Raw genomic sequence first — 18,115 nt, 5'->3', positions numbered from 1 at the left:
TGGCAATCTGCGCTTGAGACGTTTCCTTGCGTCAATCTGGTTCGTGGGATGTCAGGTGTCCGCAGCACGGACGCAAACATCGCAGAAGCAATCCGTGCTCGAGTCGGTCGTGGCCGAGCGGCGAATCTGCCGCGTCGTCAATTCCAGCCGGTTGGCCGTTTGAGCCGACACCCGGCTACAGCCTCGATTATTTAGCGGAAACGCGACATTACTACTTTGCTCTTACAATCGCTTGTCAAAGCCAGATTCAAATGTCCGGGTTCCGGCTAGATAGAAATGTCCGGTTTTGACGTCGTTTTTGCCTTGGTTCTATTTGTGTTTTGTTTGTGTTTTGGGGGTGGGGCGGCGCAGCCGCCCCCCCGTTCCCTCACTTCTTTTGCGCTGATATCGAGAACGGCCTGGTTCAGGTCGGCGACCTCGATGGCACGCTGCTTCTTCAGCCCGACGAGCGCCTTCTTCGCACGGACCGCTTCACCGATATGCGTGCGGGAAGGCGAGCCCGCCGCGCGCCGGTCATCACGTATCGCCTGAACCTGCCGCGCCACTTCCAGCGCGCTCGCGAGCCGCTTGTTGTCGATTTCCGCGCCCTGGTCGATCTTCGTGATGCGGTCATATTCGGTGTGCGGCAACACCGTGCGGTCGGCCTGCACCTCGATCACGCCATCGGGATACTCGACGACCTCCACGTACTCATGGATCAGGCGGCGATTGACCGCCGTGTCTTCCAGCAGGTACATCACACGGTCGTACTGCACCGTGAGTGAATTCGTCACCTTGCGCGGCACACGATAGGCCAGGATCTGCCGCAGGTCCTCGTCATCGCGCAGTGGCCGGTGCGCGTTGTAATCGCTCGCCGGCGGCTTCGCGAAACGCCGGTTGAAGTCCACGATGAAGGAGGGCGCGTACGCATTGGCGGCTTCCCGCGTGCTGATGCCGCGCAGCCGAAGCTCCTTCACGAGCCGGTCCTGCAGCGTACCGTTGGCGCGCTCGACGCGCCCCTTCGCCTGGCTCGAGTTCGCACAGAACGTGTCGATGTTCAGCTCGTACATCGCTCGCCCGAAGTGCGTGACGCCTTTGCCCGCGGTCTCCGAGCGCTTCTTCACGTAAAAAACGCTGGCCTTGTCGCTGTAGAACGCCACCGGCTTGCCGTGCGAATCCAGATACTTGGACAGCGCCTCAAAATAGCTGAAGGTCGATTCGGTCGCCGTGAAGTGCAGCGCCATCAGCCGGCTGGTCGCGTCGTCGACGAACACCAGTAGCGTGCACGCTGGCGCCCGCTTCTCGAACCAGTGATGGTCACTGCCATCGATCTGGATCAGCTCCCCGTAGCACGCGCGACGGTTGCGCGGCTGGTACACCTTCGGCGGACGCTGCGCGCGCGGCACCCAGAGCCCGGCATCGTACATCCATTGCCGCAACGTCTCCTTGGCCAGCAGGATGCCGTGACACTCGTGAAGCTTCTCGCGCGCCAGCGTCGGCCCGAAATCGGCATAGCGCTCGCGGATGATGGCGATCACGCGAGCCCGCACGTCCACTGGCAATTGTCTGTTGCTCGGCCTGCCACGTTTGGCCGAAACCAGACCCGCAGCCCCCAACGCCTCGAAGCGGCGTCTCAGGCGCGAAACCTGACGCTCGCCCAGTCCCAACTGATCGGCAGCACGCACGCCGCTGAGCCGTCCTTCGAGAACCGCCTCGATGATCTTGACACGCTGCAGTTCGTTCATGCTGATCGTCATCAGTCCGGGTTCGTTCATCACAGGCTCTGTCGTGTGCGCGCGCCACAGCATGCGCCTCGCGGAGTCCCAAACCGGACATTTCTAACTGGCTCAAACCGGACATTACTAAATGGCCGTTACATCGTTCCGACTGATAATAATGATTATGTCAAATCAAGGATTCCACCAACGACCAACAGACCCCGTCCCCGCAGTTCGCCCCGAACGGTAGCCGTCTATCGACCCCCAGTGGACCGCGTCCAAACTCGCGACCGCAGCCCGCACGGCGCCGTTCCCGATCTTCCCAGCGAGCCACGAACTGCGAATCGCAAGCACCACACACCCGTCAGGACACCCACATCCCGAGCATCTTGTGCGAGAAATGCGCGCGCTCGGCGGTTTCCATCAGCGACAGGAACTCGTCCTGCGTCATGTGGATCAGCGCTTCGTGGTCGCCGGCCTCGAAATAGACTTCCGGCTGCATCGCCAGGTGTTCCTCGAGGAACGTCTGCATGCCGTAGGCCATGCAGACCGGCGGCAGCGCGCCCGCATCGCAGTCCTTGAACAGCTCGCGCAGCTCGAGCTCCTTCGCGAGCACGAGATGCCGGCCGGTCTTGATCCACAGGTCGGAGAACCGGATCGCATGCGACGTCGGCAGCACCACGGCGACGTAGCCCTGATCGTCCTCGAGCAGAACTGTCTTGGCGAGCCGTTCGCCGGGGATATGCGCGGCGGCGGCGGTCTCCATGCTCGTATGGCTATAGGGGTGGTACACGACTTCGTACCGCGAGGACTTCTGCCGCAGGCAGTCCTGCAGGGTCGCAGACATGGACATGGCACACCTCGTCTGAACGAATCGGGCGAACGGCGTTCGCACCGGATTCGTTCAGCATAGGTCGCATTCCTGTCAATGAAAACGGCCTCGGATCGTCTCGAGACCAGCGGCGATCGTCGCTTTCGGCCCCCTTTCCCGATATGCCGTTCGACCATGTTGACGGCATGAAAAACGAATCTGGAATATGCGAAAAACGAGCGATGAACCACCGCGCTGAAGACGGTTTTGGAGAAGCACATTCAGGCGCAGCAACGCGCGTCAATAGGATGGAAGCCGGGAAAAAGACCGTTAGTTGCAAATAATGGGGAGACACAATGCCGCTCGATCATATCGTCCGCATCGGCCCGAATCGCCCACGCAGCCCGAGCCGCAAACCACCGCGCCGACCCGCGAACCGCACCCTATACTGAGCCAAGACAACCCGCCGACCGTGAGGCAACCGACTTCCCCGGAGCGACGCATGCATTACCAGCTGATCTACGAACTCGTCGACGACTACCTGTCGCGGCGCGAGCCCTTCCGTGCCGAGCATCTCGCGCTCGCGCACGCCGCCACCGAGCGCGGCGAACTGGTGCTCGCGGGCGCGTTCTCGGACCCGGCCGACCAGGCCGTGCTCGTCTTCGAGGGAGATTCGGCCGAAGTGGCCGAATCGTTCGCGCGCGCCGATCCTTACGTGCAGAACGGCCTCGTCAAGTCGTGGCGCGTGCGTCCGTGGCGCGTCGTGGTCGGCAAGCACGCGCCGCGCTAGCGCTGGCTACAGCCACCCTGCCCGCTTGAAGCGCCACCACAGCGCGAGATCGGCCACGACCATCACGCCGATGCAGCCGTAGAAGCCATAGGTCCAGTGCAGCTCGGGAATGTTGTTGAAGTTCATCCCGTAGATGCCGGCGATCATCGTCGGAATCGCGAACAGCGCGGCGAACGAGCCGAGCCGCTTGGTCACCTCGTTCTCCGCGAGCGAGATCATCCCGAGATTGACCTGGACCGCCGTCACGACCATCTCGCGCCGCCCCTCGATCGTCCTCACGATCCGCTGCAGGTGGTCGTACACGTCGCGGAAGTAGTGCTCCATCCCGCTGCAGACCTGCGGGATGCGCCCGCCCGTCAGCTTCGCGAGCGGCTCGAGCAGCGGCGCCGTGTGCTGATGCAGCATCACGAGCCGGCGCTTCAGCGAATACAGGTCCTCGATGATCGCGCGCGACGCCGCCGGCGTCGCTTTCGCGAAGATGCGGTCCTCGAGCTCCTCGAGCTCGTTGCCGAGCGTTTCGAGCACCGGGAAATAGCGGTCGACGACCTGGTCCATCAGCGCGTAGAACACGAACGCCGAGCCTTCCTGCAGCAGGTGCGGCTCGCGCTCGCAGCGCGTGCGCACCGCGCGGAAATCCCGCTCGGTGTGGTTGCGCACCGACAGCACGTAGTTCGGCCCGACGAACACGTTCAGCTCGCCGACGTTGAATTCGCCGTCGCCGTCGAACTCCACCGTGTGCAGCACTGCGAACAGCGAGTCGCCGTATTCCTCGATCTTCGGCCGCTGATGGCCCTTGCGGGCGTCCTCGAGCGCGAGCTCGTGCAGCCCGAACTCCTCGCCCATCAGCTCGAGCTCGGCGGGCGTCGGGTCCTTCAACGCGACCCACACGAAGCACTCGGGCTTCGACACGTAATCGCTGATGGCGTCGATGTCGATGTCGGCCAGCTTGCGGCCGTCCTGGTATGCAGCGCAGTTGATCAGCATGGTGTCCATCATGTTGCGGTTTCATTCGCCAGTTTACCGGTTTGCCGCAGGTCCGGTCCGGCTTCGGCGCGGCTTGCGCGGCGCGCCGTTATTGGTCATGATCGGGCTGCGTGCGCCGCAGCATGCGCGGGTACGCACCCACACGCCCGCCCGCGGCCCGCCTGCGCGGCTTCATTACTTCAGCGTCAAGGAGACGGACCCATGTGGTATTTCTCGTGGATACTCGGCATCGGCGTTGCGCTCGGCTTCGGCATCATCAACGCGATGTGGCTGGAAGCGGAAGTGTATCCGCGCGACCCGAAGCTCAACGGCGCCGACCGGCCCGGATCGGGGAGCACGCCCTCGTGACGCATCTGGTGTTCTTCTGCGGCCACGCCGGCACCGGCAAGACCACGCTCGCGAAACGGCTCATCGGGCCGCTGATGCGCGCAACCGGCGAGGCCTTCTGCCTGCTCGACAAGGATACGCTGTACGGCCGCTACAGCTCGGCGGCAATGGGCGCCCTCACCCACGACCCGAACGACCGCGACAGCCCGCTCTACCTGAAGCACCTGCGCGATCCCGAATACCAGGGCCTGCTCGACACCGCGCGCGAGAACCTCGCGCTCGGCATCGGCGCGCTCGTCGTCGGGCCGCTGTCGCGCGAGGTGCGCGACCGGCGCATCTTCGACCGCGCGTGGCTCGGCATCGGCCCCGAGGTCACGCTGACGGTCGTCTGGGTGCATGTGCCGGAAGACGTCGCGCACCAGCGGATCGTCGCGCGCGGCAACCCGAACGACGCGTACAAGCTCGCGCACTGGGACGAATACCGGCAGCGCCGCTTCGTGCCGACCGGCGCCGAATGCGAAGGGCTCGTGATGTTCGACAACACCGCGCCGACCGACGCGGACATCGACGCGCTGCTGCACCGCCTCGCGCAGCCGCACGAGCAACCGGCCGCCGGCGCGTCGCGGTCGGCCTGAACGCTCCCCTGCCCGCCTGACGCCGCGCGACGCGGCGCCTGCGTCGAAACGACAACGCCGGAAGCGCTGTTGCGCTCCCGGCGTCGCCTTTACCCTCGTACCAAAGACGCGTGCGTCACGCCAGCGCGTGCACGCGCTCCATCGTGCCGCCATCGTAAAGCTTGCCGAAGCGGTTCGCGAGGAACGCCTTCAGCGACACCTTCTCCTGCGGGATGAAGCCGTGCTGCGGCAGCTTCTTCTCGCGGAACAGGTCCAGCACCGCGCACATCGCGCCGGCCGTCGTGATCTGGATCGCGCTCATGTGCATCCCGCACACGTCCTTCGCGAAGATCTTGCGCGTGAACACGTCCTGCACCAGCTGGCCGTCCTTCACGCCCGTCACCGTGACGAACACGAGCACGACGTCCTGCTTGGTCGACGGCACCGCGCGGCGCATGATCGACTTCAGCGTGTCGCGGTCGGTCGACAGGCGCAGGTCCTCGAGCAGGAACTGCACGAGGTCGCGGTGGCCCGGGTAGCGCACCGACTTGTAGTCGAGCGTCTCGACCTTGCCCGACAGCGTCTCGCACAGCGTGCCGAGGCCGCCCGACGTGTTGAACGCTTCGTATTCGGTGCCGTCGAGCGAGAAGTGCTCGAGGCCTTCGAGCGGCTGCACCCACTGCTTGCGGCCGTCGCGGATCGCCTCGCACGGCTGGCAGTATTCGTTGATCAGGCCGTCGACGCTCCACGTCAGGTTGTACTTCAGCGCGTTGGTCGGGTACTCGGGCAACGCGCCGACGCGCATCTTCACGTCGCGCACCTCGCTGAAGCCGTTCACGAGCTCGTGTGCGGCGATGCCGATGAAGCCCGGCGCGAGGCCGCACTGCGGCATGAACGCGCGATCGGAACCGTCGGCCAGCTCGCGGATCGCGTGCGTCGCGCGCACGTCCTCGGTCAGGTCGAAGTAATGGACGCCCGCCGCCTTCGCGGCGGCCGCGACGTTGACCGCGAGGTAGTACGGCAGCGCGTTGACGAGCGCATCGAAGCCCTTGACCGCTTCGCGGATCGCATTCGCGTCGGCCGAATCGACACGCTGCGTCGCGATGCCTTCGCGCGACAGCTTCGCGAGCGCATCCGCGTCGCGATCGAACGCGACGACTTCGTAGTCGCCGGTTTCACGCAGCATGTGAGCAATGGTGTGGCCGATCAGACCTGCGCCGACGATGGCGATTTTCATGCGCTTATCTCCTGATGATGGGTTGTGTTGTGTACGGCGTTGAGCCATGCACACAGTCTAGGGATGCGCAAAATCAGTTCCAAGACGAAGAATGATGCGAAACGACCGATAAATTCGACTAATTGACGAATAGTTTCGTCGTTTCGACGATATCGTATAAAAATCGCAGGTATGTCGCTGGGCAAGCGGCTGGCGCGGGCGTATGAAGCGAATGGGGGCGTGCTGAAGCCGCAATGCGGGACAGAGGCGAGACATCATGACGCGCGCCGACACGCGTTCGCCGCACCGATGCATGCGCGAAGAGGCCTGACATGACGCGACGCAATGCGCTCGTTGCGCGGGCGTCACGGAGAGAAACCGAGGAATAGCCGACGCAGCTCGACGTAACGCGTCGGTCCTGGCGTCGGTAGAGAGAATGAAGAAACATCGGGCACGGCCCGACATCACCCGCCGCAGCCGGCGTCACCGGACCAAAGCGAAGAAACAGCCGGCACGAGCCGACGTAACACGCCGCAGCCGACGCCACCGGCGAGAAACGAAGAAACAGCGAGCGCGACCCGACGTTACGCGCCGCAGCCGACGCCATCCAACACAAGCGAAGAAACGGCCAACGCGCCCCGACCTCCCCCCGCCGCGGCCCGCGTCACCAGAGGGAAACGAAGAAACACCCGGCGCAACGACCCACATCGCGCCACGGCGTCACGCATGAAGCACGCATGCGCCTCATCATCCACCGATCGTGCCGCGGTCGATCTTGCGCGACAGGATGATCGACGTCGTCGTGCGCTCGACGCCTTCGAGCGCGCCGATCTGGTCGAGCAGGTCATTGAGCCGCTCCGGCGAATCGGCGCGCAGCCATGCGACGTAGTCGTATTCGCCGCTCACCGCGCACAGCAGCTGCACTTCGGGCATCCGGTCGAGCTTCTTCAGCACGTCCTTGCCGTACTTCGGCGCGAGAATGATGCCGACATACGCATAGATGCTCGCGTCGAGCACGTCCTGCCCGAGCCGCACGCTGTAGCCCGCGATCACGTTGGTCCGCTCGAGCCGCGCGATTCGTGCGACGACCGTCGTGCGCGCGACGTCGAGCTGGCGCGCGAGATCGGCGACGCTCGCGCGGGCATCGGCTTGCAGCAGCGCGACGAGCTGCCGGTCGAGGTCGTCGAGTTGGTCGAGGCGAGGTGGACGCATGAGGCTGGGCCGGCGTGCAGCGCGCCGGCGAAATGGAACGTGACGCGATGATAGCGCCGAACCCGCGACCCGCCCACACGGCATGGCGCGGGAGCGGCTTCCCGATGTCGCACGCCGGCATGACGCGGCCGGCCCATCGCAGGTGTCGCAGGCAGCGCGATATGGCACGACGCCCCAACCGAACGCCCCCGCCCCACCGTGCGCCCCACCAACATCGATTTCGACAAGTATCCGATGTAAGCAAGTGTCGCTTTCACTGCCGGGTTGCAGCCGACGTGCTACTAATATCGGGCGATGCGAGATGCGCGCCCGCGCCCGCTCGCACGACACTACCCGGAGAGCCACCATGAAGAATATTTCGCTCACCCTTGCGATGCTCGCCGCGGCCGCCGGCGCCTTCGCGCAAAGCCAGCCGCAACCGGCCTCGATGCCCGCCGCGTCGGCGCCCAGCGCCGAACAGCGCGCCGCGCGCCACGAAGCACGCGTCGAGCAACGCATCACGTACCTGCACAGCCAGTTGAAGATCACGCCGGCGCAGGAGCCGCAGTGGAAGACCTTCGCCGACGCGATGCGCGCAAACGGCGAAACGATGGGCCGCCTGTACCGTCAGCGGATGGAAAACCGCAACGCATCCGCGATCGACGACATGAAGCAGTACGCGGAGCTCGCGCAGGCCAATGCGGACGGCGCGAAAAAGCTGGCCGACGCGTTCGGGCCGCTCTACGCGAGCTTCCCGGCCGACCAGAAGGCGCTGGCCGACACGACGTTCCGCAACTGGCTGCACCACGGCGGCGAGCCGCGCGGCAAGGCCAAGGCGGCGCCCCGGGAAGGCAAGGCAGCCGCCGCGCCGGCCGCCAGCGCGCCCGCGCAGCCTTGACACCCATCGCCACCGCGCGGCTCGCGCACGGCTGAGCGGCCGAGCGCCTGCCGCTGCCGCCGGAACCGGCGCGTCACACGGCGCGCCGATTTCGGGATAAGCTCCACGCTTTTCCCGCACTCTTCGCCATGCTAGAACTCAAGCAACTCGATCTCGGCACCGATCCGCAGGCCCGGCGCGTCGTCAAGGACGAGACCGTCGCGGTCGCCTTCGCGGCCGGGGACGGCGAACTGATGAGCCTCGAAGGCCCGAACCGCTACGTGGCCGGCGACGCGCTGATCACCGGCTCGACCGGCGACCGCTGGGTCGTGTCGCGCGCGCGCTTCGACGCGAAATACCTGCCGGCCGATCCGGCGCTCGCGCACGGCGAGCCGGGCGCGTACCGGAACCGGCCGGCGGTGGTTCTCGCGAAGCGCATGGACGAGCCGTTCACGATCGCGCGCTCCGCGAACGGCGACACGCTGCGCGGCGTCGCGGGCGACTGGGTGATGCAGTACGCGCCCGGCGACTACGGCGTCGTGCAAGCGCAGCGCTTCGCGCAGGTCTACCGCGACGCGTAACGCGTAACGCCCGACGCCGCACACCGGCTCCGCGCCGGCACGCCCGCGGCGTCCACCTTCACGCAAAGTCCTCGTCGAGTTCGAGTTCCGCATTGCGCTCGATCGCCTCGCCCGCCGCATGGCGCTCTTCGAGCGAACCCAGCATCGCTTCCACGTACGCATGCAGCACCGCGTGGCTGCGCGCGCGCTGCATCGGCCGCATCGCCAGATAGCGGGCGAGCGCGGCCGGCGCGATGCGCACGTCGAGCGTCATCCGTTTCGGCGTCGCGCCGAAGCGCATCGCGAGCCAGTGCACCGACAGGAAGCGGCCGCGTTCGTCGCGGCTTTCGACGAAGCGGGTCTGCTCCGGGAACAGCTCGCAGATCACGCGCGCGAGCGCGGCAAATTCCGCGCTGTCGCATTCGATCAGATAGTCTTCCATCTCGCGCCTCCCGTCAGGCCGCCGCGCGCGCAGGCCGGCACGTCTTCACCAGTACGCCGATGAGCGCCGCGGCCAGCACGAAATACACGGCCTCGAGCCAGCCGGCCGGCAGCGCCCGCACCTGGTACAGCAGCGCCGGCGCGAGCGCCAGCGCGTGCAGCGCGATCGCGAGCGGCAGCACGCCGCGCGAGCCGGCGCGCATGCCCCGCCACATCAGCATCGACAGCGCGACCTGCAGCGCGAACGCCGCGACGCGCTCGAGCAGCAGCATCGCGATCGACGGCGCCGACAGCGTCGCGAGCATCACGTGCAGACGCAGCACGGCATCGCCCGGCAGCCCCGCGAGCTGCGCGTCGAGCTGGCCGTGATTCGCGAGCCATGCGAGATAGATCCACTGCCCCCAGACGAGCACGCCGACGAACCATGCTTCCGCGCCGCCGTGACCGAGCCCGTAGCCGACCGCGCGGCCGTCGCCGGCCGTCGCGCCGTAGCGGCGGCTCAGGTAGCGCATCCCGAGATAGCGACCGGCCTCCTCGAACACGCCGGCCGTGAGCGCGCCGTACGCGACGAACGCGAGCGGCTGCGTGAGCCAGCCGCCGGCGGACGCCTGGCTCAGCACGATCCCGTGAAACGCGCGCTCGACGACCATCGCGAACAGCGTGAACGCGGCGACGCCGACGATCGCGTCGCGCTTGTCGAGCGACAGCGGCTTGCGCAGGATGCGGTAAAGGACGAGCGGCAGCAGTGCGAGGATCAGCGTGGCGGCGATCAGCAGCGCCAGCGTGAAGGGGGAAACAGTCATGTAAATCCTTGTTCGGGGCAGCGCACCTGACGCGCTGCGTGCCCCCGAATGATACTCAGCTTGCGGTCGACGCGCGCGCGATCAGCTCGCCGGGCAGCAGCGCGACGCGCGCGTCGCCCGCCGCGCCGTCGATCCGCTCGTGGACGAATTCCACCGCCTTGTAGCCGATCTCGTAGGTCGGCTGACGAATCGCCGTGATGCCGATCAGCTCCGCCCACTCCGGATCGTCGATCGACACCAGCGCCGCCTGCGTCTGCCACGCGGAGCCGAAGCGGGCGCGCAGATGCCGCGCGATCGCGAGCGCGACCGGCGCGTTCGCCGCGAACAGCGCCGCGCGCGTGCCCCGCTGCGCGGCCGCGTCGATCCGCGCATCGACATCGGCGAGCGCGGCGGCCGCGGCCTCGGGTGCATTCAGGTCGAGCACGACGGTCCGGGGCACCGGCCGGCCGTGCGCGGCGAGCGTCGCGCGGAATGCCGCCTCGCGCAGGCGCCGCGAGCTGACCCGCTCGAACGGCTGCACGACGAAGTGGATGGCGTCGAAACCGCGCTCGATCAGGTGCCGCACGCCCATCTCGATCGCATCGCCGTTGTCGAGGCCGATCAGGTCGGCGTCGAAGCCCTCGACCGTCCGGTCGACCAGCACCGCCGGAATCCCGCCGCCGCGCAGCGGGCGCAGCACGTCCTCCTCGGCGCCGAGCGCGTTGACGATCAGCCCTTCGACGCGATACGTGGTGAGCAGCTGCAGGAAGCGGCGCTCCATCTCGACCTCGTTCGCCGCGTGGCAGATGAGCGGCATGTAGCCGAGCGCGTGGCACGCGGCCTCGACGCCCAGCAGCACCTCGACGGTATAGGGATTGGTCAGGTCGGCCGCGAGCATGCCGAGCAGCCGGTTGCGGCCGCGCTTGAGGCCGCGCGCCATCTGGTTCGGCCGGTAGTTCAGCCGCGCGATGGCCGCCTCGATCCGCTGGCGCAGGTCCGCGGACAGCACATGGGTCTCGCCGTTCAGATAGCGCGAGACGCTGGTCTTGCCGGTACCAGCCTCGCGGGCGACGTCGCTGATCGTCGCGGGACGCTGCGTGGAAGGTTGCGAATCGCTCAAGTCGTGCCTCGCGACGTACGATCCGCGCCGCTTCGTCTGCGGACGGACCTTTGTTGTTGGATACGAAAGCCGCCCGGCCCGCGTCGCCGCGATCGTGCTGCGCGCTCGCCCGCTGCGGCCACCTGAACCGGATGGCGCCGGCCGCACCGGACCCGGCACGGATGCCCGTCGCACCACGCCGCCGGCCGCGCGGCCGGTTCGTCGATGCGACGAGCGGGCGATCATAACGCAGCCTGCCCTCCCGCACCAAGACCGCCGCCTCTATCCGCCCCCGCCGCCCCCGCCGGTCACGCGCCGGCGCTCACGCATGCGCGAGCGCGTCCGGATTGACCAGATTGACGCGCAGCGTGCCCGCCAGCGCGCCGACCAGGTTTTCCGCCGCGCAGCGCGCCATCGCGTGCCGCGTTTCGTGGGTCGCCGAGCCGATGTGCGGCAGCGCGACGACGTTGTTCATCCGCAGCAGCGGCGAGTCGGCCGCGAGCGGCTCCCGCTCGAACACGTCGAGGCCCGCGCCGCGGATCGTGCCCGCGCGCAGCGCGTCGATCAGCGCCGCCTCGTCGACGACCGGCCCGCGCGACGCGTTGATCAGGATCGCGCCGCGCTTCATCTTCGCGAATTCGGCCGCGCCGATCAGGTGGCGCGTCTCGTCCGACAGCGGCACCTGCAGGCACACGAAATCGGACGCGGCGAGCAGTTCGTCGAGCGTCACGCGGCGCGCGCCGTACTGCGCCTCGGCGTCCGGCTGCGCGGAGCGGTTCGCGTACAGCACCCGCATCCGGAAGCCGAGCGCCGCGCGGCGCGCCACCGCCGCGCCGATCCGCCCGAGCCCGACGATGCCGATCGTCTTGCCCTGCACGTCGGTGCCGTACAGGTCCGGGCCGATGCTGTGGTGCCAGCGGCCGGCCTTCACCCACTCCGCCAGCTCGACGACGCGCCGGGCCGACGCGAGGATCAGCGAGAACACCGTGTCGGCGGTCGACTCGGTCAGCACGTCCGGCGTGTGCGCGAGCACGATGCCGCGCCGGGTCAGGTCCGCGACGTCGAAATTGTCGTAGCCGACCGAGATCGTCGACCACGCCTTCAGCCGCGGCGCGCGCTCGAGCATCGTCGGCGGGATCTTCAGGCTCGCGCCGATCGCGCCGTCGGCGTCGCCGAGCGCCGCGGCGAGCGCATCTGCGCCGTCGGCCTGCACGACTTCCGCATGCTCGCGCAGATATGCGAGGACGTCGTCGGGCAGCGGCTTGTAGGCGACGATACGAGGCTTCATTGAGGCATTTTTCCTTGCAGCGGCGCGCCGAGCGGCTGCGCATCGCGCGCCTGGGGTTTGACGGACAGCGTGAGGATCACCGCGGCGACCAGCGCGGCGCTCATGAACGCGTACGACGCGACGGGCGAGCCGGTCGCGCCGTTCAGGTAGCCGACGAAATAGGAGCCGACGAACGAACCGAGCGCGCCCATGCTGTTGATCAGCGCCATCGCGCCGCCCGCGACGTTCTTCGGCAGCAGTTCCGGCACGATCGCAAAGAACGGGCCGTACGGCGCGTACATCGCGGCGCCGGCGACGACGAGCAGCGCATACGAGATCCAGAAGTGCGTCGAGCCGAGCGCATACGACGCGGCGAACGCGGCCGCGCCGATCAGCAGGAACGGCCATACGAAGCCGCGGCGCGAGCCGAGCCTGTCGGACGCCCACGACGCCGCGAGCATCGCGATGGTCGCCGCCAGATACGGCAGCGCGGACAGCCAGCCGGTCGCGACCATCCCGAGCGCGGACCCGTTCTTGACGATCGACGGCAGCCACAGCACGAAGCCGTACACGCCGATGCTCCAGCAGAAGTACTGCGCGCACAGCTTGATCACGGCCGGCGAGCGGAACGCCTCGCCGTAGTTGCGCATCGGCTTGATCGCCGCCTGCTCGGCCGCGAGCGCGGCGTCGAGGTCGCGCTTTTCCTGCGCGGTGAGCCAGCTGGCCTGCGCGGGCTTGTCCTGCACGAGGAACCACCAGCACACGGCCCAGAGGATCGCCGGCACGCCTTCGGCAATGAACATGTGGCGCCAGCCGAATTCGTGCACGAGATAGCCCGACACCACCGACATCCACAGCACCGTGACCGGGTTGCCGAGGATCAGGAACGTGTTCGCGCGCGAGCGTTCGCGCTTCGTGAACCAGTTGCTGATGTAGATCAGCATCGCCGGCATCACGGCCGCCTCGACGACGCCGAGCGCGAAGCGAATCGCCATCAGCGACGGGATGTTGCTGACGACGCCCGTGAGCGCCGCGCATGCGCCCCACAGCACGAGGCTCCAGAACACCAGCGTCTTGACGCTGCGGCGTTCCGCGTAGATCGCGCCGGGGATCTGGAAGAAGAAGTAGCCGAGGAAGAACAGCGCGCCGATCAGCGACGACAGGCCCTTGCTGATGCCGAGATCCTGGTTGATGCCGGCCGCCGCCGCGAACCCGTAGTTCGCGCGGTCGAGATAGGCGAGGCTGTAGGTGATGAAGATGATCGGCATGATCATCCACCAGCGGCGAGCGGCGAGATTGGCAGTCATGGATGTGTCTCCTGAGTCGACCGGGGTGCTTAAGCACCGGCTACGGTCCCATGCAAAGCGATGAAATAGCCCGCGATTGTGCCGTGCACGGCATCTCATTGCGCGGCGAAGTTTTCCTCTAAGCGATCGGCCCGATTGCTGACGTTTTCGAGACAGTCGAGCTGCTCGCGGGTCGGCAGGCCTTCCGAGTCGCCGATCACCTGGATCGCCAGCGCGCCGATCCGGTTGCCGCGCGCGACCGCCTGCTCGACGCCGCGGCCTTCGAGCAGCGCGCTCACGACGCCGACCGCGAAGCCGTCGCCCGCGCCGACCGTGTCGACGACGTGCTCGACCCGCACGCCGTCGACCGTGCCTTCGCGGCCGTCGGCGCTCAGATAGTACGCGCCTTGCGCGCCCAGCTTGATCACGACGCCGCGCGCGCCCTGCGCGAGATAGAAGCGCGCGATGTCGGCCGGCGCGTCGTGCCCGGTCAACTGCCGCCCTTCCGCGAGGCCCGGCAGCACCCAGTCGGCGAGCGCCGCGAGCGCGTTCAGCGTGCTCGCCATCGCTTCGGCGGACGGCCACAGCGTCGGGCGCAGGTTCGGATCGAACGAGATCGTCTTGCCGGCCGCACGCATTTCGCGGGCCAGGTGGAACGCAAGCTCGCACGACGTCGCCGAAATCGCCGGCGCGACGCCCGTCAGGTGCAGGTGACGCGCGCCGAGCACGTAGTCGGCCACGTAGTCGTCGCACGACAGGTGGCTCGCCGCCGAGCCCTTGCGGAAATACTCGACGGTCGGATCGCTGCCGTCGTCGTTGCGCGACTTCAGCTGGAAGCCGGTCGGGTAGCGGTCGTCGACCGTCACGCACGACGCGTCGATGCGTTCGCGCGCGAGCGTGTCGAGCACGTAGCCGCCGAACGAGTCGCGGCCGACGCGGCTCACGTAGCCCACGCGGAAGCCGAGCCGGGACAGGCCGATCGCGACGTTCAGGTCGGCGCCCGCGATCCGCTTCGTGAATTGCGACGCGTGCGCAAGGTGGCCGGTCTCGGCGGCGACGAACATCGCCATCGCTTCGCCGTAGGTGACGACATCGAGTTGCTGGTGCATCAGTGAATTCCTCCGGGTCCTTCGCATTTTCCAGCGCGCTTCAAGCGGCTTCGAGCCACGCGACGCGATGGCGCGCGTCGCGCTCCAGGTCGGCGGCGTCGAGCGGAAACTCGATGCCGCGCGGCGCATGCCGCGGCAGCGCCGCCAGCACGGCGGCGACGAGCGGGTCGTGCGGCGCCGGTGCGACCGCGAAACGGCGCGCGCCCTCGCCAACGACCGCCTTGCAGTGAATGTATTCGACATGCGGCGCGAGCGCATCCGCGCAGGCGAGCGGCGCTTCGCCCGGCCATTGCCAGTTGCCGATGTCGAAGGTCATGCCGAGCGCGCGCGGCGCGCCGGCCGCGTCGAGCGCGGCGAACAGGCCGCGAAACTGCGCGAGCGAGCCGCCGACCGGCAACTGGCCGTTCTCGACGACGACCCGGGCGCGCGCACCTTGCGACAGCGCGACGATGTCGGCCGCCTGCGCGTTGCCGGCAAAGCCGCCGAGCTGGAATTTCACGAAGCACGCGCCGAGCGCGTCGGCTTCGGCGAGCGTGTCGCGCAGCGCGTCGGCGTCGAGCGCGCCCGCGTCGGTATACAGGTTGGCGGGCGTCGAGTAGACCGACCACAAGCCGTGCGCCGCGAGCTGCGCGCCGAGCGCGGCCAGCGCGTCATGCGCCGCGTCCGCGTCGGACGCGAACAGCTCGCGCCGCACCTCGAACCCGGCCGCGCCCGCCTGCGCGGCGGTCGCGACGAATGCCCGGTGGCCCTCCTGTCGCACCCGGTCCATGCCGAATGCGCTCGCCACGATCACGATGTCTGCCATGTTGTCCTTTATCACCGGAATGGAACCGGTTCCATTTGCGTGAGACGGATGGTGCGCTTCGCGCAGGAGGCACGCCATAGAGGAAATCCCTAGGAATCGCTCCGTGCGCGCATTACATGCCGTTTTGCGCAAGGCTCAACGCCAGGAACTGCGCCGCGACCCGCGACGGCGCGCCGCCGTGCGGCACGAGGATCGAGAAATGACGCGTGAGCGGCGCGGGCGCGAACGAGCGCATCACGAGCGCGGCATCGTCATGCCGCAGCGACATCGCGGACACGAAGCCGACGCCCATTCCCGCCCGCACCGCCTCCTTCACGGCCTCGACGCCGGCGATCTCGAGCGCGACGCGCAGCGGCGCGCCCGTGTGCGCGAACGCGCGCTCGACGAGCTGCCGCACGCCCGAGCCCGCCTCGCGCAGCACCAGCGGATGCGCGGCCAGCGCGTCGAGCGACACGCCGCCCGCGTGCGCGGGCCCCGCCAACGGATGCCCGGCGGGCACGATCGCGACGATCTCATCCTCGTGCCACGCATGCACGGCCGTGCCGGGCGGCAGCGCCTCGCCCGGCGGGCCTTCGATCAGCGCGATGTCCAGCGACGGCAGCGCGGCGACCACTTCGGACGTGTTGCCGCTCATCATCTGGATCGCGACGCGCGGCGCCGTCTGCTGGAATGCGGCCATCAGGTACGGCAGCAGGTAGCTCGCGGGCGTCGTGCTCGCGCCGATCCGCAGCGTGCCGGCGTCGAGCCCGCGCACCGCGTCGCGAAACGCGCGCGCCTGCGCGAACGTGTCGCGCAGCGCGTTCGCATACTGCGCGAGCTGCTCGCCGGCCGGCGTCAGCCGGATGCCGCGGCCGTCGCGCTGGTACAGCGGCTCGCCGAACTCGTCCTGCAGCAGGCGCAGCTGGCCGGACACCGCCGGCTGCGACAGATGCAGCGCCAGCGCGGCGCGGCTGATGTTCAGGTGCTCGGCGACGGCCGCGAACGTTATCAGTTGATCCGGGGTCATGGAGATGAATTATCGGCTTTCCGGATAGTTTACGTCACAAATCACAATTTTTCATATCGATATAACCAAACTAGGATTAGGGCATTGAAATGACGATCCGATCCGGGTTCCATCATGTCTACTGCTCCGACTCCCCCTCTCAGCCACGCCGCGCCGTCGATGCGCGGCCAATTGAACGGCATCCTGTTCGTCGCGCTGTTTGCCGCGGCCGTGACGAGCCTGTCCGAACTGCCCGCGATCGCCGGGCTCGGCCTCTCCCCGCTGATCGTCGGCATCGTCGCGGGCGCGTTGTACGGCAACGCGCTGCGCGACGGCATGCCGGCCAGCTGGGCGGCCGGCGTCAACTTCTCGGCGCGCAGGCTGCTGCGCATCGCGGTCGCGTTCTTCGGGCTGCGCGTGAGCCTGCAGGAAATCGCGCAGGTCGGCCTGCCGGGCCTGACCGTGTCGGTGCTGGTCGTCGTCAGCACGCTCGCGATCGGCACCTGGGCCGGCATGAAGCTGATGAAGCTCGACCGCGATTCCGCGCTGCTGACCGCCGCCGGCAGCGCGATCTGCGGCGCGGCCGCGGTGCTCGCGTTCGAATCCACGCTGCAGTCGAAGCCGCACCAGAGCGCGATGGCGGTCGGCAGCGTCGTGCTGTTCGGCACGCTGTCGATGTTCGTGTACCCGCTCGCGTATCACGCCGGGCTGCTGAACCTCGACGCGGCCGGCCTCGGCCTGTTCTTCGGCGGCACGATCCACGAGGTCGCGCAGGTGGTCGGCGCGGCGAGCGACGTCAGCCCGCAGGTCGCGCACATCGCGACGATCGTCAAGATGACCCGCGTGATGCTGCTCGTGCCGGTGCTGCTCGCGCTCGGCTGGTGGCTCGCCCGCTCGGCCCGCGCCTCGGCCGGCGGCGCGCACGGCAAGCGCAGGATCGCGGTGCCGTGGTTCGCGCTCGGCTTCCTCGGCTTCGTGATCGTCAATTCGCTGAACGTGCTGCCGGCCGACGTCACCCACACGCTCAACGTGCTCGACACGTTCGCGCTGACGATGGCGATGACCGCGCTCGGCATCGAGACCCGCGTGTCGCAGATCCGCGAAGCCGGCCCCCGCGCATTGACGACCGGCCTGATCCTGTACGTGTGGCTGATCGCCGGCGGCTACGGGATCACCTGGGCGGTCCAGCACTGGCTTGGCTGAGCCGCACGCACGCTCCGATTCGCGCGCCGCGCCCGCCGGGAAGGTCCCGCGGGCGCGGCGCAGTGCTATGC

Annotated in this window: 19 protein-coding genes; 6 read left to right on the top strand and 13 right to left on the bottom strand. The window is 68.0% G+C overall.

The genetic code is table 11. The features are described 5' to 3' along the window. Positions 1-266: 266 nt before the first annotated feature. Together WJ35_RS03515 and WJ35_RS03510 are read right to left on the bottom strand one after the other, a co-directional pair. The gene (locus WJ35_RS03515; protein WP_069239389.1) at positions 267-1,754 is read right to left on the bottom strand and encodes an ISNCY family transposase; all 1,488 of its coding nucleotides are present in this window, start codon (positions 1,752-1,754) and stop codon (positions 267-269) included. Positions 1,755-2,061: 307 nt separating this feature from the next. Then, complete coding sequence (locus WJ35_RS03510) at positions 2,062-2,550, bottom strand: aminoacyl-tRNA deacylase (protein ID WP_069238743.1); 489 nt, start codon at positions 2,548-2,550, stop codon at positions 2,062-2,064. A gap of 460 nt (positions 2,551-3,010) precedes the next feature. Here WJ35_RS03510 and WJ35_RS03505 point away from each other — a divergent pair, with 460 nt between their 5' ends. Continuing rightward, on the top strand, positions 3,011-3,298 hold the full coding sequence (locus WJ35_RS03505; protein ID WP_059760979.1) for a YciI-like protein: 288 nt from the start codon (positions 3,011-3,013) through the stop codon (positions 3,296-3,298). 6 nt (positions 3,299-3,304) lie between these two features. On the opposite strand, the gene corA is transcribed toward WJ35_RS03505, so the two are convergent. Then, the gene (corA, locus tag WJ35_RS03500) at positions 3,305-4,282 is read right to left on the bottom strand and encodes a magnesium/cobalt transporter CorA (RefSeq protein WP_059964707.1); all 978 of its coding nucleotides are present in this window, start codon (positions 4,280-4,282) and stop codon (positions 3,305-3,307) included. Between the two features lie 201 nt (positions 4,283-4,483). Here corA and cydX point away from each other — a divergent pair, with 201 nt between their 5' ends. Beyond that, positions 4,484-4,630, top strand: coding sequence for a cytochrome bd-I oxidase subunit CydX (gene cydX / locus WJ35_RS03495; RefSeq protein ID WP_010092333.1), 147 nt, complete (start codon positions 4,484-4,486; stop codon positions 4,628-4,630). Continuing rightward, entirely contained in the window at positions 4,627-5,244 is a 618-nt protein-coding gene (locus tag WJ35_RS03490) for an AAA family ATPase (RefSeq protein ID WP_069238742.1), read from the top strand. Before cydX ends, WJ35_RS03490 begins: the two co-directional genes overlap by 4 nt. Positions 5,245-5,359: 115 nt before the next feature. On the opposite strand, the gene WJ35_RS03485 is transcribed toward WJ35_RS03490, so the two are convergent. Together WJ35_RS03485 and WJ35_RS03480 are read right to left on the bottom strand one after the other, a co-directional pair. Continuing rightward, entirely contained in the window at positions 5,360-6,460 is a 1,101-nt protein-coding gene (locus WJ35_RS03485; RefSeq protein ID WP_010092331.1) for a saccharopine dehydrogenase family protein, read from the bottom strand. Between the two features lie 726 nt (positions 6,461-7,186). Continuing rightward, positions 7,187-7,651 (bottom strand): Lrp/AsnC family transcriptional regulator, encoded by a 465-nt coding sequence (locus WJ35_RS03480; protein ID WP_042584089.1) that lies wholly within the window; start codon positions 7,649-7,651, stop codon positions 7,187-7,189. Between the two features lie 346 nt (positions 7,652-7,997). Between WJ35_RS03480 and WJ35_RS03475 the strand changes: the two genes are divergently transcribed. Together WJ35_RS03475 and WJ35_RS03470 are read left to right on the top strand one after the other, a co-directional pair. After that, positions 7,998-8,528, top strand: coding sequence for a Spy/CpxP family protein refolding chaperone (locus tag WJ35_RS03475; RefSeq protein WP_069238741.1), 531 nt, complete (start codon positions 7,998-8,000; stop codon positions 8,526-8,528). A gap of 128 nt (positions 8,529-8,656) precedes the next feature. Further along, a complete protein-coding gene (locus tag WJ35_RS03470) occupies positions 8,657-9,088 on the top strand; it encodes a PGDYG domain-containing protein (RefSeq protein WP_069238740.1) in 432 nt (143 codons plus the stop codon). 58 nt (positions 9,089-9,146) lie between these two features. On the opposite strand, the gene WJ35_RS03465 is transcribed toward WJ35_RS03470, so the two are convergent. The 8 genes from WJ35_RS03465 to WJ35_RS03430 form a co-directional block, all read right to left on the bottom strand. After that, positions 9,147-9,509: a DUF3022 domain-containing protein gene (locus WJ35_RS03465; protein ID WP_069238739.1), complete on the bottom strand. Its 363-nt coding sequence runs from the start codon at positions 9,507-9,509 to the stop codon at positions 9,147-9,149. 13 nt (positions 9,510-9,522) lie between these two features. Beyond that, positions 9,523-10,311, bottom strand: a complete 789-nt coding sequence (locus WJ35_RS03460; RefSeq protein ID WP_069238738.1) for a YhfC family glutamic-type intramembrane protease — start codon at positions 10,309-10,311, stop codon at positions 9,523-9,525. A 55-nt stretch (positions 10,312-10,366) separates the two neighbouring features. Next, positions 10,367-11,410 carry a LacI family DNA-binding transcriptional regulator gene (locus WJ35_RS03455; RefSeq protein WP_069238737.1) on the bottom strand — a complete coding sequence of 348 codons (1,044 nt, stop codon included), beginning with the start codon at positions 11,408-11,410 and terminating at the stop codon, positions 10,367-10,369. 301 nt (positions 11,411-11,711) lie between these two features. Beyond that, positions 11,712-12,677 (bottom strand): 2-hydroxyacid dehydrogenase, encoded by a 966-nt coding sequence (locus WJ35_RS03450; RefSeq protein WP_069238736.1) that lies wholly within the window; start codon positions 12,675-12,677, stop codon positions 11,712-11,714. Continuing rightward, the gene (locus tag WJ35_RS03445) at positions 12,674-13,963 is read right to left on the bottom strand and encodes an MFS transporter (RefSeq protein WP_060234409.1); all 1,290 of its coding nucleotides are present in this window, start codon (positions 13,961-13,963) and stop codon (positions 12,674-12,676) included. Before WJ35_RS03445 ends, WJ35_RS03450 begins: the two co-directional genes overlap by 4 nt. 95 nt (positions 13,964-14,058) lie before the next feature. After that, positions 14,059-15,051 carry a sugar kinase gene (locus WJ35_RS03440; RefSeq protein ID WP_010092322.1) on the bottom strand — a complete coding sequence of 331 codons (993 nt, stop codon included), beginning with the start codon at positions 15,049-15,051 and terminating at the stop codon, positions 14,059-14,061. 40 nt (positions 15,052-15,091) lie between these two features. Continuing rightward, positions 15,092-15,856: a TIM barrel protein gene (locus tag WJ35_RS03435; RefSeq protein ID WP_060234408.1), complete on the bottom strand. Its 765-nt coding sequence runs from the start codon at positions 15,854-15,856 to the stop codon at positions 15,092-15,094. Positions 15,857-15,968: 112 nt separating this feature from the next. Continuing rightward, complete coding sequence (locus WJ35_RS03430) at positions 15,969-16,862, bottom strand: LysR family transcriptional regulator (protein ID WP_060234407.1); 894 nt, start codon at positions 16,860-16,862, stop codon at positions 15,969-15,971. Positions 16,863-16,976: 114 nt separating this feature from the next. Here WJ35_RS03430 and WJ35_RS03425 point away from each other — a divergent pair, with 114 nt between their 5' ends. After that, a complete protein-coding gene (locus tag WJ35_RS03425; RefSeq protein ID WP_080434903.1) occupies positions 16,977-18,044 on the top strand; it encodes a YeiH family protein in 1,068 nt (355 codons plus the stop codon). Positions 18,045-18,115 lie beyond the last annotated feature (71 nt).

It is taken from the genome of Burkholderia ubonensis (assembly GCF_001718695.1).
Classification (GTDB): Bacteria; Pseudomonadota; Gammaproteobacteria; order Burkholderiales; family Burkholderiaceae; genus Burkholderia; species Burkholderia ubonensis_B.
Note: the sequence above shows the minus strand (reverse complement) of the source record. Positions and strands in the feature narration are given on the sequence as shown.

Bases quoted from the DNA above. Each gene is read 5' to 3' on its own strand.
- WJ35_RS03515 (WP_069239389.1), bottom strand. From the start codon at position 1,754: ATGAACGAACCCGGACTGATGACGATCAGCATGAACGAACTGCAGCGT.
- WJ35_RS03510 (WP_069238743.1), bottom strand. From the start codon at position 2,550: ATGTCCATGTCTGCGACCCTGCAGGACTGCCTGCGGCAGAAGTCCTCG.
- WJ35_RS03505 (WP_059760979.1), top strand. From the start codon at position 3,011: ATGCATTACCAGCTGATCTACGAACTCGTCGACGACTACCTGTCGCGG.
- corA (WP_059964707.1), bottom strand. From the start codon at position 4,282: ATGCTGATCAACTGCGCTGCATACCAGGACGGCCGCAAGCTGGCCGAC.
- cydX (WP_010092333.1), top strand. From the start codon at position 4,484: ATGTGGTATTTCTCGTGGATACTCGGCATCGGCGTTGCGCTCGGCTTC.
- WJ35_RS03485 (WP_010092331.1), bottom strand. From the start codon at position 6,460: ATGAAAATCGCCATCGTCGGCGCAGGTCTGATCGGCCACACCATTGCT.
- WJ35_RS03480 (WP_042584089.1), bottom strand. From the start codon at position 7,651: ATGCGTCCACCTCGCCTCGACCAACTCGACGACCTCGACCGGCAGCTC.
- WJ35_RS03475 (WP_069238741.1), top strand. From the start codon at position 7,998: ATGAAGAATATTTCGCTCACCCTTGCGATGCTCGCCGCGGCCGCCGGC.
- WJ35_RS03470 (WP_069238740.1), top strand. From the start codon at position 8,657: ATGCTAGAACTCAAGCAACTCGATCTCGGCACCGATCCGCAGGCCCGG.
- WJ35_RS03465 (WP_069238739.1), bottom strand. From the start codon at position 9,509: ATGGAAGACTATCTGATCGAATGCGACAGCGCGGAATTTGCCGCGCTC.
- WJ35_RS03460 (WP_069238738.1), bottom strand. From the start codon at position 10,311: ATGACTGTTTCCCCCTTCACGCTGGCGCTGCTGATCGCCGCCACGCTG.
- WJ35_RS03450 (WP_069238736.1), bottom strand. From the start codon at position 12,677: ATGAAGCCTCGTATCGTCGCCTACAAGCCGCTGCCCGACGACGTCCTC.
- WJ35_RS03445 (WP_060234409.1), bottom strand. From the start codon at position 13,963: ATGACTGCCAATCTCGCCGCTCGCCGCTGGTGGATGATCATGCCGATC.
- WJ35_RS03440 (WP_010092322.1), bottom strand. From the start codon at position 15,051: ATGCACCAGCAACTCGATGTCGTCACCTACGGCGAAGCGATGGCGATG.
- WJ35_RS03435 (WP_060234408.1), bottom strand. From the start codon at position 15,856: ATGGCAGACATCGTGATCGTGGCGAGCGCATTCGGCATGGACCGGGTG.
- WJ35_RS03430 (WP_060234407.1), bottom strand. From the start codon at position 16,862: ATGACCCCGGATCAACTGATAACGTTCGCGGCCGTCGCCGAGCACCTG.
- WJ35_RS03425 (WP_080434903.1), top strand. From the start codon at position 16,977: ATGTCTACTGCTCCGACTCCCCCTCTCAGCCACGCCGCGCCGTCGATG.